A 13,258-nucleotide genomic window follows, 5' to 3' on the forward strand; every position below is an offset into this window, starting at 1 on the left:
ATCAAAACAAAGACCCTTAGACTATGACAAACCCGGATATCGTCATCATCGGCTCCGGCATCGGCGGCGCCACGATCGCCTCCGGCTTGGCCGGCAGCGGCGCCTCGATCCTGATCCTCGAGCGCGGCGAACCGCTGCCCGCGACGCCGCATGCACGCTCGACGCGATCGATCTTCATCGAGGAGCATTACCGGCCGAAGGAGATGTGGCGCGAGGCCGGCGGCGCTGCCTTCAACCCCGGCAACTACTACTATGTCGGCGGCAATTCGAAGTTCTTCGGCGCGGTCCTGATCCGCTACCGCAAGGAGGATTTTTCGGAGCTCGAGCATTTCGGCGGCGTCTCGCCGGCCTGGCCGTTTTCCTATGACGAATTCGAGCCATGGTATTCGAAGGCCGAGCAATTGTTTCGCGTGCGCGGCACCATCGGCGAAGACCCGACCGAGCCGTTCCATTCGATTCCCTATGCCTTCAAGCCGGTGCCGGACGAGCCGCCGATCGCGCGCGCCCGCGCTGAGCTGAAAAGTCTCGGCTTGCATCCGGCCTCGCTGCCGCTCGGCGTCGACATCGAGACCTGGCTGAAGGAAGGCAAGACCGGCTGGGATGCCTTCCCCAACACCGGCCAGGGTAAGATCGACGCTCAGACCGGCCCGTTGACGGCGGCGCTGGCTGACAAGAACATCCGGCTTGAAACCGGCGCGCATGTCGACTGGCTGGAAACGTCGCCGGACGGCAGGTCGATCGCCACCATCCACTACACCCAGGACGGCGCGCAAAAGACGCTGTCGCCGAAGCTCGTCATCTTGTCGGCCGGCGCGATCAACTCGGCCGCCATTCTGCTGCGCTCGCCGTCGGCTAACGGAAAGGGCCTCGCCAACAGCTCCGACCAGGTCGGACGCAATTTCATGAACCACAATTCGAGCGCGATGCTGGCGATCGACCCCCGCCGCCGCAATGACGCCATCTACCAGAAGACGCTGATGCTCAACGACTACTATCTGTCGGACGGCAAAGGCGGCAAGCCGCTCGGCAATGTGCAGTTGCTCGGCAAGATCGACGGCAACATGCTCAAGGCCAATGTGAAGACGATGCCGAAATTCGTGCTCGACTTCATGGCCGGACACGCCGTCGACTGGTATCTGATGTGCGAGGACCTGCCCGATCCCGAAAGCCGCATCATGGTCGACGGCAAGGAGATCGTCATGCAGTGGCGCCGCTCCAACATGCAGTCGCTGGAAGGCCTGACCAAGGTGATGCGCGAGAACCTTCGCGCCTGCGGTTATCCGATCGTGCTGTCGCGCCCCTTCGACAAGCGCACGCCTTCGCATCAGTGCGGCACGGTGAAGATGGGCAACGACCCGGCCACTTCACCCCTCGATACGTTCTGCCGCGCTTACGACCATCAAAATCTGTTCGTCGTCGACGCCGGCTTCCTGCCGACCTCCGCCGCGGTCAACCCGGCGCTGTCGATCGCGGCGCAGGCGCTGCGCGTGGCTGACTACATCCGCAAGACGGAGCTTGCCGCATGACCCGCCCGGCGGCCATCGTCACCGGCGGCGCACGCGGCATCGGGCTCGCCTGCGCCGAGGCGCTGGCCGACGCCGGCTTCGACATTCTTGTCGCCGACCTTGCCGAGCGCGCAGCCGAAGGACTGGCCGAGAAAATCGCCGAGCGCGGCGCGAAGTTCGCCTACGCCCAATGCGATATTGCCAATCTTGCCGGCCATGCGAAATTGGTCGAAGCGGCTACGGATGCCTTCGGCCGCATCGATTGCCTCGTCAACAATGCCGGCGTCGGCGCCGTGGTGCGCGGTGATCTTCTGGAGCTGAAGCCAGAGAATTTCGACCGAGCCTTGAACGTCAACCTGCGCGGCACGGTGTTCCTCAGCCAGGCCTTCGCCAAGGCCATGACGGCGACGCCTGCCGTTTCAGCCCGGTCGATCATCACCATCACTTCGGTGAGCGCCGCCATGGCTTCGCCGGAACGCGCCGATTACTGCATCTCCAAGGCCGGGCTTTCGATGTGGGTGAAAAACCTTGCGCTGCGGCTCGCCGCCGAAAATATCGGCGTGTTCGAGGTGCGGCCGGGCATCATTCGAACCGATATGACGGCGGGCGTTTCCGCCAAATATGACGCGCTGATCGACGGTGGCCTGGTGCCGGCCAAACGCTGGGGCGAGGCCGGCGACATCGGCGCCATCGTGGCCGCGCTCGCCTCCGGAAAATTCGGCTTTTCGACAGGATCGGTCATCGATGTCGACGGCGCCCTCTCCGTACCACGCTTGTGAGGAACAATGGCTGACTACATCATTGTCGGCGCCGGCCCGGCCGGCTGCGTTCTCGCCAACCGGCTGAGCGAGGATCCGGGCAATTCCGTTCTGCTCCTGGAAGCCGGCGGCAAGGACTGGCATCCGCTGATCCATATGCCCGCAGGCTTCGCCAAGATGACCAAGGGCATCGCCTCCTGGGGCTGGTCGACCGTGCCGCAGAAAAACATGAAGGACCGCATCTTCTGGTACACCCAGGCCAAGGTAGTCGGCGGCGGCTCGTCGATCAACGCGCAGATCTACACGCGCGGCAACGCCCGCGACTACGACGCCTGGGAGAAAGAGGAAGGGCTGACCGGCTGGGGCTATCGCGACGTGCTGCCCTATTTCAAGCGCGCCGAGAACAACCAGCGCTTCGCCAACGATTTCCACGGCGACCAGGGCCCGCTCGGCGTCTCCAACCCGATCTCGCCGCTGCCGATCTGCGAGGCCTATTTCCGCGCCGGCCAGGAAATGGGCATCCCTTTCAACCCGGACTTCAACGGCGCGAGCCAGGAAGGCGTCGGCTACTATCAGCTGACCCAAAAGAACGCGCGCCGCTCATCGGCCTCCGTCGCCTATCTGAAGCCGATCGGCGCCCGCAAGAACCTGACGGTCAGGACGGATGTCCTGGTCACGCGCGTCGTCGTCGAGAAAGGCCGCGCCATCGGTGTCGAGGTAATCGACCGGCCGGGCGGCGAGAAAACGATCCTGCGCGCCGAACGCGAGGTGATCGTCTCCTCCGGCGCGATCGGTTCGCCGAAACTCCTCATGCAGTCGGGCATCGGTCCGGCCGACCATCTGAAATCGGTCGGGGTCACGCCGGTGCATGATCTGCCCGGCGTCGGGTCCAACATGCAGGACCACCTCGACCTGTTCGTGATCGCCGAATGCACCGGCGACCACACCTACGACAATTACGCCAAGCTGCACCGCACCCTATGGGCAGGGCTGCAGTACCTTTTGCTCAAGAAGGGTCCTGTCGCGTCCAGCCTGTTCGAGACCGGCGGCTTCTGGTACGCCGACCCGACCGCCGCCTCGCCCGACATCCAGTTCCATCTCGGCCTCGGCTCCGGCATCGAGGCCGGCGTCGAGAAGCTGAAGAATCCGGGCGTGACGCTGAACTCCGCCTTCCTGCGCCCGCGCTCGCGCGGCACGGTGCGGCTGAAGAGCGCCGACCCGGCTGACCATCCGCTGATCGATCCGAATTACTGGTCAGACCCCTATGATCGCGACATGTCGATCAAGGGCCTCAGGCTGGCGCGCGAGATCATGCGGCAGAAGGCGCTGCAGCCCTATGTGCTGCGCGAGGTGCTGCCCGGCCCGGACCTGCAGAGCGACGCCGACCTTTTCGACTATGCCTGCCGCACCTCCAAGACCGATCATCATCCGGTCGGCACCTGCCGCATGGGCCATGACGCCATGGCCGTGGTGTCGCCGGACCTCAGGCTGCGCGGCATCGACGCCTTACGCGTCTGTGACGCTTCGGTGATGCCGCGCGTCCCCTCCTCCAACACCAATGCGCCGACCATCATGGTCGGTGAAAAAGGCGCCGATCTGATCCTCGGCCGCGAGCCGCTGCCGCCGGCCGTGTTCAAGGGCAACCAGGCGGCGTGAGGCATCAACGATGATCCGGCATTGCGTCTTTGTCCGCTTTCACGACGACGTTCCTGAGACCGAGCGCGGCACCGAGGGGCTGATGGTCATCGATCTGGAGGTGACGCAAATGTGACCGCTCGCCGGCTTAAAACCGGCGGCTGTCCGGTTCTCTTTTGCAATCTATGGAACATATCGTCCCTTGGGGGATGCAAAAGGAGGACCGTCTTTGAACCTCACCACTGAGCAGAAGAAAACCGTTGTCGCATCATTCCTTGGCTGGACGCTCGACGCTTTTGATTTCTTCCTTCTGACTTTCCTGCTCACCGATATTGCCGCTGAGTTCCAGACCGACGTGCCGACGGTCTCCAAAGCACTGTTCCTGACACTGGCGACGCGTTTCATCGGCGCGTTCTTCTTCGGCATGCTTGCCGACAGATACGGCCGCAAGCCGATCCTGATGCTCAACATCGTCAGCTATTCGGTGATCGGCGCCTTGGCCGCCTTCTCGCCCAATCTCGGTATATTCCTGGCGCTGCGCGCTTTGTTCGGCATCGCCATGGGCGGCGAATGGGGCCTGGGCAGTTCGCTTGCCATGGAATCCATTCCGCCGAGCGCGCGCGGCACGGTCTCGGGCATTCTGCAATGCGGCTATCCGGCCGGTTATCTGCTGGCCGCGGTGGTCTACGGCCTGCTCTATGGGCAGAAGATCGGCGACTTCACCTTCGGCTGGCGCGCCATGTTCCTCTTGAGTTTCGTACCGGCGCTGGTCGTGCTCTTCATCCGCTCGCATGTGCCGGAATCGCCGGCCTTCGTCGAAGGCCGTGCCCAGGCGCGGCCCGGCCTCCTGGAGACGTTACAGAAGCACTGGGGCATCGCGCTCTATGCCGTGGTGCTGATGATGTTCTTCAACTTCTTCAGCCATGGCACGCAGGACCTCTATCCGACCTTCCTGAAGAAGCAGCACGGCTTCGACACGCACACGGTGAGTTGGATCACCATCGTCGCCAATATCGGCGCCATCGTCGGCGGCCTGGCCTTCGGCGCGCTGTCGGAAAGGATCGGCCGCATCAACGCCATCACGCTGGCCTGCGTGATCGCGCTGCCGGCAATTCCGCTCTGGGCCTACACGACCACGCCCTTCATGCTGGCGATTGGCGCTTTCATCATGCAGGTCGCGGTGCAGGGTGCCTGGGGCGTCATCCCGGTGCATCTCAACGAATTGTCGCCGGGCTCGGTGCGGGCGACCTTGCCCGGCTTCATCTATCAGGCCGGCAATCTGGCAGCATCCTATGGAGGGCCCTACCAGGCCGGCATCGCCGAAGCGCCGGGAGGCAGCTATGGCTATGCGTTGGCCCTGTTCGCCGGCGTGGTCGCCGTCTGCATCATCATCGTCATCCGCTTCAGTCCGGAAAAGCGTGGTCAGGTGATGACCGTGCTCGGCTGACGATCCGCTTTCAACCCATCCTGAGCGCCGCGACGCCGGCAACGATGCCGAGCGCCGCGGCCGCGCGCCAGACGGTCATCTTTTCGCCGAGCGCCAGCACCGAGATCAGCATGGCGAACAGGATCGAGGTTTCGCGCAGCGACGCGACCGAGGCGATCGGCGCCTTGGTCATCGCCCACATCACGATCCAGTAGGCGGCACCGCTGAGCGCACCGGTGAAGAGCCCTGCCTTCCAGTCGCGCGCGAGCACCGCCAGCGACCGCGGTCCGCGGAAGGCGACACACAACGCCAGCGCCGATAGCGCGTCGCAGACGAACACCCAGGCCGCATAGCTTTGCGCGGTGGCTGCTAGCCGCGCGCCGGTGCCGTCGGAGAGCGTGTAGCTGGCGATGAAGATCGACGTGCCGAGCGCGAAGCCGACGGCGCGCAGATTGAGCTTTTCCAGATGCGCACCGCCGCGAAACGACATCACCAGCGTGCCGATCGACAACATCACAATGCCGGCGATGGCAAGCGGCGCAGGAACCTCTCCAAGCAGGAAGATGCCGCCGAGCGCGGAAAGCAGGGGCGCCGCGCCGCGTGCCAGAGGATAGGTCTGGGCGAAGTCGCCCGCCTGGTAAGCGCCGACCAGGAAGGTCCGGTAACCCATATGGAAGATCACCGAGGCGATGATGTAGGGCCAAACTTCCGGTTTCGGCACCTCGACGAAAGCCAGCGCCGGCAGCGCCGCCAGTCCCGTGCCGAGCGTCATCAGCGTGATCGACAGGAAGCGGTCGAGATGCACCTTGACCAGTGCGTTCCAGATCGCGTGCATGGCCGCCGCCGAAAGGACCGCCAGGAAGACGAACAGCGTCATGCCCGCCTCACCTGCCCGCCGGACCTGAGGCGATGTCCGGCGTTTCCAGATCGATATCGACCCTGAGCGGAAAATGGTCGGAAGCCACCTCGCCGATATCGGCGCTGACCGAACGCACGCGCCCGGCCAACATGCCGCCGATGAAGCAATGGTCGAGCCGGCGTTTTGCCAGCCTGCCGTCGATGATCTTTTCGTGCGTATGAAAGTCCGGCCCGGACTCGCTGGCGACGGAAGCGGCATCGACTAACCCGTCGATGTAGGCGGCTCCCCGATGATAAGGCGTATTGCCGACGATGCGCCGGTATTCGGCGCTGCCCGGCTCCATGTTGAAATCGCCAAGCCAGATCGCCGCCAACGGGTTTTCCGGTTCCGTCTGGCCGTTCGACCAGTTGCGCTGCGGCTCGTCGTCGACGCCGCTCCAGGGCCCGCCCTCGGCCGGGGCGCGGCGGTGCTCGGCAAGCAGATAATCGATCTGGTCCAGCCGCTCTTCGGCCGCGATATGCGCCAGATGCAGGGAAAGCACCCGTACCGGTCCCGCAGGCGTGCGGATCATGCATTCCAGCGCCGCGTTGCGGGTGTTCAGAGGTCTCAGCGTGCGCCGCAGCGGCAACGTGTGGAGCCGCGACCAGACGATCGGCAGCTTCGACAGCACCATCGTGCCGAACTGCCGCCTGCGGTTGATGATGCGGTCGTCGCGCTTTTCGCTGGCATCCATGTCGAAGGCGGGGCCATAGGCCCAGTAATAGTCGGCCAGCAGCCTGGACAGGATCGCGGGCTGGTCGTCCTCGTTGGTGCGCTGCCAGTGCCGTTCGACCTCCTGCAGCGCGATAATGTCGGCGCCGTCCACCAGCCTGGCGCAGCGGCTGAGATCGTAGCGTCCGTCGCTGCCGTAGCCGTACTGGATGTTATAGCTGATCAGCTTCATTGATTAACCGGCTCAGTTCCGACGATCGCAGTAGCGCAATTCCAGGAAAAATGTGAGCGTTTAAGTTCGGCGTCTTCGCCGTAACCTTCCGTCCGGAATTGCGTCAGAAACAAAGAGATAGAGCGGTTCGCCGCTTCGATGAACTGCTCTATCGCGCCGCCTTTGGCGTTTCAATGTGGCGCGCCAGGCAGGCGAAATGGTCCAGCCGACAGCCGGCGAACCGGCCTAGTAGGTCGTCAGCGGCTGGAACCTTCCGGCAGGCGACGCCGCCAGTTCCGACCAGTCGATCTCCTCTTCCAGCCTGTGATAGGCCTCGTCGCCGATCGTGCCGTTGCTGCGCAGTTCCTCCAGCGTATCGCGCTGCCGCTTGATGGCGTAAAGACGCAACCGGTCGTATTCCGTCGCGGCTTGCGCGTCGTCGGGATTTTCGGCGATCCGGCGTTGCGCCTCGTATTGTTCGCGCACGACGGCGGCAGCGGACGAGGTCTTGCGGCTCAGCACATCGAGCGCGGCCTGCATGATCGCCACGCGCGCCTCGGCCACCTCGCGGTCAATCGAGGTATCCCGCTCGAAGTTGAGCCGGCGCAGCAGCGGTTTCAGGCTCATGCCCTGCAGCACGAGCGTTCCAAGGACGACGGCGAAGGCCGCCAGCACGATCGGGTCGCGACCGGGAAAGTCGGCGGGCAACGCGATCGCCACCACCAGCGTCACCAGCCCGCGCATGCCGCACCAGCCGACGAGCACGGCGCCCCGAAATGTCGGCGCATCCCGCTTCTGCCTTTCGTCGTCGAAACGCGTAAACTGCCTTATCACCGCAACGTATCCCATCACCCAGACGAGACGCGCCACGATGACGACGGCCAGCACCGTTGCGGCAAAGAGGAAAGCCTCGCCTTGGCCGTCGCCGGAGAGCCGGCCGACGATCGACCGCGCCTGCAGACCCATCAGGACGAAAGCCAGCACGTTGAGCACGAACACCGCCGATTCCCAGACCGAATAGGTGCTGACGCGGCGCCTCGCCGACATGTGGCGCGGCGCGGTGCGCGCGATGGTGATCGCATAGACGACGATGGTGATGATGGCGGAAAGGCCGAGCCTGTCGGCAATGATCCAGACTGCGAAGGTTCCGGCGAACTGCACCACGGTGCTGCTTGCCGCATCCTCGATGCGCGTCAGCGTGAGCAGCGACACCCGGCCGAACAGGTAACCGGCGACGACGCTGCCGACCGTCGCAAGCAGGATGACGGGCACTGCGTCCTTCAACATGAGCGAGCCGATGGCCGCCGAAACCGCGATCCGGTAGATCAGCAGCGCCGTGGCGTCGTTGAGCAGGCTCTCCCCCTGCAGGATCGCGGTGAGGCGGTGCGGCACCCTGAATTGGCTGAGCACGGCGCTTGCAGCCACCGCGTCCGGCGGCGCGACGATGGCGCCCAGCGCGATGGCCGCCGCGATGGGCAGCCCAGCCATTTTCCAGCCGACGAAAGCAACAACCAAAGTGGTGAAGACGACGGCGCCGAGCGCCAAAAGCACCAGCGACAGCCGATAGCGCTTCAGGTCGCGCAGCGAGGTGTCATAGGCGGCATCGAGAAGCACCGGCGCGATGAACAGCGCAAGCGCCAGTTCCGGATCGATCTCGATCACCGGCGCGCCCGGCACGAAGGCGATCCCGACCCCCGCAAGCGCCAACAACGACGGATAGGGAATTTCCAGCCGCCGCGACAGCGCCGTCAGCGCGACGGCGATCAGAAGCAGGATGAGGGTGAGCTCGAAGAGGGCCATGGCTCATCGTAACGATGGAACCAGGCGTTTGGCACTGGAAAAAGTAATGGTGAATGGTGAATGGTGAATGGTGAATGGTGAATGGTGAATGGTCGCATCAGAAGAATCTGGGCACGTAAAGTGCTCTTCGTCGATGCCATTCACCATTCACTATTCGCTATTCATCATATCCCTAATGCAAGACCAGCATATCGCCCGACGAGAACGAGATATCCGCCTTGTCGCCGACGACTGGCGGCGGCGTCGTCGAATTATTGAAAGTATCAAGCGACACAGTGTTGCCGCCGATGCCGACGCGCACGCGGATGACCGAGCCCAAGAAATGCACTTCGGCGATCTCCCCCGACAGGCTGGTGTCGTGGCCGGGCTGACGCGCCAGCGAGATCGCCTCCGGACGCAGCGCCAGCGACAGCGTATCGCCGGACTTCGAGCCGTTGAGCTTGCCCTTGAGCGAGACTTCCTGCGCGTTGACCTGAACCTTGCCGGTGGAGGCGTCGGTGACCTTGCCTTCCAGCACGTTGAGCGTGCCGACAAAATTGGCGACGAATTTGGTGGCCGGGCGGTTGTAGATTTCGAACGGCGTGCCGACCTGCTCGGCCTTGCCGCCATACATCACCGCGATGCGGTCGGAGATCGACAGCGCTTCTTCCTGGTCGTGCGTGACGAAGATGGTGGTGATGCCGAGCTTCTTCTGGATCGAACGGATTTCCTCGCGCAGCGACACGCGCACCTTGGCGTCGAGCGCCGACAGCGGCTCATCAAGCAGAAGCAGCTTCGGTTTCGGCGCGATGGCGCGCGCGAGCGCGATGCGCTGCTGCTGGCCGCCGGAAAGCTGGTAGGGATAGCGGTCGGCCATCTGCGGCAGCTTGATCATGTCGAGCATCTCGGCGACGCGCCTGTCCGTGTCCGGCTTCGGCATGCCGGCCACCTTGAGACCGAAGGCGATGTTCTGGGCCACCGTCAGGTTCGGGAACAGCGCATAGGCCTGGAACACCATGCCGACATTGCGCTGGTTGGGCTTCAGCCGGGTGATGTCCTTGCCGCCGACCACGATCTTGCCGGCCGAAGGCTCCTCGAAACCGGCGACCATGCGCAGCACCGTCGTCTTGCCGCAGCCGGACGGGCCGAGGAAGGAGACGAACTCGCCAGGCTCAACGTCGAGGCTGAAATCCTGCACCACGGTGTTGGCGCCGTAGGACTTTCGCACATGCTGGATGGAGAGGAATGGCTCGGCCATGGCTTTTTCTTTCGATCGATATTTTTCGCTCAATTCGGGCGGCTCGCCGATTTCGGCGCGAAGCGGGACAGGACCTGGATCAGCGACATGCAGCCCCAGGTAATGGCGAAGGCGATGATGGCAAGTGCCGCGGGCTCGTAAGCGCGGTTGGCGCCCATATTCTGCAGATACGGACCGAAGGCCGGCCGGTTGAGCAGGCTGGCTACGGTGAACTCGCCGATGACGATGGCGAAGGTCAGGAAGGCGCCGGACAGCACGGCGATCAGCACGTTGGGCAGGATCACGCGTCCGATGATCGTCGTCCAGCCTGCGCCGAGGATCTGCGCCGCTTCGGTAAGCGTCCTGACATCGATGGTACGAAGCCCGGTATCGACGGCGCGGTACATGTAAGGCAGCGCCAGCGTCGCATAGCCGATGACGAGCAACGCATTGGTGCCGAATCCGCTGGCGAGGAACGGCAGCGGCGAGCTCGAGCCGTACATGCGGATATAGCCGAACACGATGACAATCGCGGGGATGACCAGCGGCAAGAGCGTGACGAACTCGACGACCGGCCTGAGCTGGGGCAGGCGAAGCCGTATCCAGTAGGCGGTAGGCACCACCAGAAGCACGCCCAGGATGATGGTGAAGATCGCGGCCACCACCGAGAAGGTGAAGGATTCCTGGAAGCGCGCATCGCCAAGCACGACCCGGTACGCCTCGAAGGAATATTCGCCGCGCTTCATGCGCATCGAGAATTCCAGCGTCGCGATCAGCGGAATGAAGAAATAGGCAGCGCCCAAGATGAACGTGACCCAGGCCCAGAACTTACCCGACTTCATTTGAGCCACCTCTCCGAACGGGTCCGGAACCAGATGTAGAAGACATTGGCGAGGCCGGTGATGAAGATCATGCCGAAGGCGATCGCATAGCCGAGATTTGCGTTGTGCAGCACGTCGCCGCGGATCTGCGCATAGAGCACGATCGGCACGATGTTGAGCGACGAGCCGGTCAGCGCATAGGCGGTGGCGATGGCGCCGAAGGCATTGGCGAAAAGCAGGATGAAGGTGCCGAGGAAACTCGGCCACAGGACAGGGATGACGACCATGCGCCAGTACTGCCACTGGGTGGCGCCGAGCGTGGCGGCGGCCTCGCCCCACTCCTTTTTCAGACCGTCGATCGCCGGCACGATGATGACGACCATCAACGGAATCTGGAAATAGAGATAGGTCAGCGTCAGGCCCCAGAAGGACAGCACGTTGAAGCCGTGCTGATAGAGGTCGAAGCCGATCGAGCGCAAAAGCACGGTGAGCAGCCCGAGGCGGCCGAGCGTCGCCAGGAAGGCGAAGGCCAGCGGCACGCCGGCAAATTGCGATGCCACGCCCGAGAAGGTGAGCGCTGCCGAACGCGTCCAGTTGGGCAGGCCGCCGCGCACGATGGCGACCGCGATGGCGAGGCCGATGAAGGCGCCAAACAGGGACGAGGCGACCGAAACCTTGATGGAAATCCAGTAGGCGGCGACGATGGTCGGCTGCGCGAGATCGGCGATGTTCTGCAGCGTGAAGGCGCCATCGGCGTTCTGGAACGCGCCGATGATGAGATAGAGTGTCGGCAGGATCAGGAACATCAGCGCGAAGATGATGAAAGGCGCGGCGCCCAGCCATTGCGTGGGCAGACGCATCGCGCGCGCCCCGGGCGGAATGGTCTTATCGGCGGCAAACGGTCCTGAAAGGCTGATATCGGTCATGCCTGACTGCCTTCAATGACGGAATCCGGGCGGCGCAAGGCCGCCCGGAAGAGCGTCGACTTACTTGACGTTGGCGCCGACGACGGAATCCCAGCCCTTGGTGATCTCTTCCTTGGCAGCGCCCTGCTCGTCGAGCGACGGGAACACGGCCTTGGCATAGGCGTCGGCCGGCGGCAGCTTGTCGAGCAGCTCCTGCGGGATCTTGCCGTTCTTGGCGAGATCGTTGAAGCGGATCGGATGGCAGTAACCCTTCAGCCAGCCGAGCTGGCCTTCGTCGGAATAGAGGTATTCCATCCACAGCTTGGCGGCGTTCGGATGCGGCGCGTAGGCGCTGATCGCCTGCACGTAGACGCCCGCCACGACGCCGGTCTTCGGGATGACGATGTCGGTCGGCGGGTTTCCGTTCAGCGTATCGCGGCCCGACAGGTTGTTGTAGTCCCAGTTGATCAGGATCGGGGTCTGGCCCTGCGCCAGCGTCGCCGGCTTGCCGATGACCGGAACGAAGTTGCCGGCGGCGTTGAGCTTCTTGAAGAACTCGAGGCCGGCTTCGCCGGCAGCCTTGCCGGCAGCCGCGCCGGTCGACAGACCGGAAGCATGGACGGCTTGGATCGCTTGGTTCGACGCACGCGGATCACCGGCGAGCGCAACCGAGTTGGCGTATTCCGGCTTCAGGAGGTCGGCCCAGTCGGCCGGGGCGTTCTTGACCAGATCCTTGTTCACCATGAACGACAGAACGCCGTAGTAGTCGCCGTACCAGGCACCGTCGGCGTCCTTGGCGCTGTCCGGGATCGAATCCCAAGTCGAGACCTTGTAAGGCATCAACAGGCCGTCTTTCTTGGCCGAGGGGCCGAAAGCCAGGCCGACGTCGATGACGTCGGGCGCCTGCGGTCCCTTGTTGTCCTTGTTGGCCTTGATCGCCTCGACCTCGTCGCCCGAACCGGCGTCGGGATTGAGTTCGTTGATGGTGATTCCTGGATACTTAGCCTTGAAAGCGTCAATCACCGCCCCGTAGCCGCACCAGTCATGCGGAAGCGCAATGACAGTGAGCTGGCCTTCCGCCTTCGCGGCCTTGACGAGATCGTCCAGCGAATCCGCGGACGAAATCATCGTCGACGCAAAGAGCGCCGCGGCCGAGAGGGAAAGCACTTTCCCCGTGAACTTGAACATGTGTTCTCTCCGTTGAACTGGCGCTTGAGCGCCTGCGATGCGGGTATCGTTTTCGTGTGACAGCCAGATGAAGGCTTTTTGAAACCGGAGCCCCGCGGCACAAAAAGTTAACTCTTTTTAACGGACTGTAGCAATTAGCCCGCACTTAATTTTCCGGCTAATGGTTAGCTGCCTTGATTTTTGCCCCGCTCCTCCTCCAGCTGGTCGCCCCTTCTTCAACTCT

General features: G+C 63.5%; 11 protein-coding genes. 4 read left to right on the forward strand and 7 right to left on the reverse strand.

Annotated elements, in window-relative coordinates; translation table 11 throughout:
• The first annotated feature begins 23 nt into the window (after window positions 1-23).
• From ACVMIM_RS30940 to ACVMIM_RS30955, 4 genes are all read left to right on the forward strand, one after another.
• Window positions 24-1,526 (forward strand): GMC oxidoreductase, encoded by a 1,503-nt coding sequence (locus tag ACVMIM_RS30940; RefSeq protein WP_476116640.1) that lies wholly within the window; start codon window positions 24-26, stop codon window positions 1,524-1,526.
• Complete coding sequence (locus ACVMIM_RS30945) at window positions 1,523-2,284, forward strand: 3-ketoacyl-ACP reductase (RefSeq protein ID WP_476116642.1); 762 nt, start codon at window positions 1,523-1,525, stop codon at window positions 2,282-2,284. The genes ACVMIM_RS30940 and ACVMIM_RS30945 overlap by 4 nt, the downstream gene beginning before the upstream one ends.
• Window positions 2,285-2,290: 6 nt before the next feature.
• Window positions 2,291-3,919 carry a GMC family oxidoreductase gene (locus ACVMIM_RS30950; RefSeq protein WP_476116644.1) on the forward strand — a complete coding sequence of 543 codons (1,629 nt, stop codon included), beginning with the start codon at window positions 2,291-2,293 and terminating at the stop codon, window positions 3,917-3,919.
• Window positions 3,920-4,127: 208 nt separating this feature from the next.
• Window positions 4,128-5,345, forward strand: coding sequence for an MFS transporter (locus ACVMIM_RS30955; RefSeq protein ID WP_476116646.1), 1,218 nt, complete (start codon window positions 4,128-4,130; stop codon window positions 5,343-5,345).
• 10 nt (window positions 5,346-5,355) lie between these two features.
• Here the strand turns inward: ACVMIM_RS30955 and ACVMIM_RS30960 are convergent, their stop codons facing one another.
• From ACVMIM_RS30960 to ACVMIM_RS30990, 7 genes are all read right to left on the reverse strand, one after another.
• Complete coding sequence (locus tag ACVMIM_RS30960) at window positions 5,356-6,201, reverse strand: EamA family transporter (RefSeq protein WP_476116648.1); 846 nt, start codon at window positions 6,199-6,201, stop codon at window positions 5,356-5,358.
• Window positions 6,202-6,208: 7 nt separating this feature from the next.
• A complete protein-coding gene (locus ACVMIM_RS30965) occupies window positions 6,209-7,126 on the reverse strand; it encodes an endonuclease/exonuclease/phosphatase family protein (RefSeq protein ID WP_476116650.1) in 918 nt (305 codons plus the stop codon).
• 225 nt (window positions 7,127-7,351) lie between these two features.
• Complete coding sequence (locus tag ACVMIM_RS30970) at window positions 7,352-8,905, reverse strand: cation:proton antiporter (protein WP_040997258.1); 1,554 nt, start codon at window positions 8,903-8,905, stop codon at window positions 7,352-7,354.
• A gap of 172 nt (window positions 8,906-9,077) precedes the next feature.
• Entirely contained in the window at window positions 9,078-10,142 is a 1,065-nt protein-coding gene (locus tag ACVMIM_RS30975; protein ID WP_040997729.1) for an ABC transporter ATP-binding protein, read from the reverse strand.
• 29 nt (window positions 10,143-10,171) lie between these two features.
• Complete coding sequence (locus ACVMIM_RS30980; protein WP_040997259.1) at window positions 10,172-10,963, reverse strand: ABC transporter permease; 792 nt, start codon at window positions 10,961-10,963, stop codon at window positions 10,172-10,174.
• Window positions 10,960-11,868, reverse strand: a complete 909-nt coding sequence (locus ACVMIM_RS30985; protein WP_476116653.1) for an ABC transporter permease — start codon at window positions 11,866-11,868, stop codon at window positions 10,960-10,962. Before ACVMIM_RS30985 ends, ACVMIM_RS30980 begins: the two co-directional genes overlap by 4 nt.
• Window positions 11,869-11,928: 60 nt before the next feature.
• Entirely contained in the window at window positions 11,929-13,035 is a 1,107-nt protein-coding gene (locus tag ACVMIM_RS30990) for an ABC transporter substrate-binding protein (RefSeq protein ID WP_040997263.1), read from the reverse strand.
• Window positions 13,036-13,258: the final 223 nt, after the last annotated feature.

The organism is Mesorhizobium sp. USDA 4413, assembly GCF_056280365.1.

What these genes read in the sequence shown, in the direction of transcription:
- ACVMIM_RS30945 (WP_476116642.1), top strand. Translation starts at nt 1,523, where the DNA reads ATGACCCGCCCGGCGGCCATCGTCACCGGCGGCGCACGCGGCATCGGG.
- ACVMIM_RS30970 (WP_040997258.1), bottom strand. Translation starts at nt 8,905, where the DNA reads ATGGCCCTCTTCGAGCTCACCCTCATCCTGCTTCTGATCGCCGTCGCG.
- ACVMIM_RS30985 (WP_476116653.1), bottom strand. Translation starts at nt 11,868, where the DNA reads ATGACCGATATCAGCCTTTCAGGACCGTTTGCCGCCGATAAGACCATT.
- ACVMIM_RS30980 (WP_040997259.1), bottom strand. Translation starts at nt 10,963, where the DNA reads ATGAAGTCGGGTAAGTTCTGGGCCTGGGTCACGTTCATCTTGGGCGCT.
- ACVMIM_RS30950 (WP_476116644.1), top strand. Translation starts at nt 2,291, where the DNA reads ATGGCTGACTACATCATTGTCGGCGCCGGCCCGGCCGGCTGCGTTCTC.
- ACVMIM_RS30960 (WP_476116648.1), bottom strand. Translation starts at nt 6,201, where the DNA reads ATGACGCTGTTCGTCTTCCTGGCGGTCCTTTCGGCGGCGGCCATGCAC.
- ACVMIM_RS30975 (WP_040997729.1), bottom strand. Translation starts at nt 10,142, where the DNA reads ATGGCCGAGCCATTCCTCTCCATCCAGCATGTGCGAAAGTCCTACGGC.
- ACVMIM_RS30965 (WP_476116650.1), bottom strand. Translation starts at nt 7,126, where the DNA reads ATGAAGCTGATCAGCTATAACATCCAGTACGGCTACGGCAGCGACGGA.
- ACVMIM_RS30940 (WP_476116640.1), top strand. Translation starts at nt 24, where the DNA reads ATGACAAACCCGGATATCGTCATCATCGGCTCCGGCATCGGCGGCGCC.
- ACVMIM_RS30990 (WP_040997263.1), bottom strand. Translation starts at nt 13,035, where the DNA reads ATGTTCAAGTTCACGGGGAAAGTGCTTTCCCTCTCGGCCGCGGCGCTC.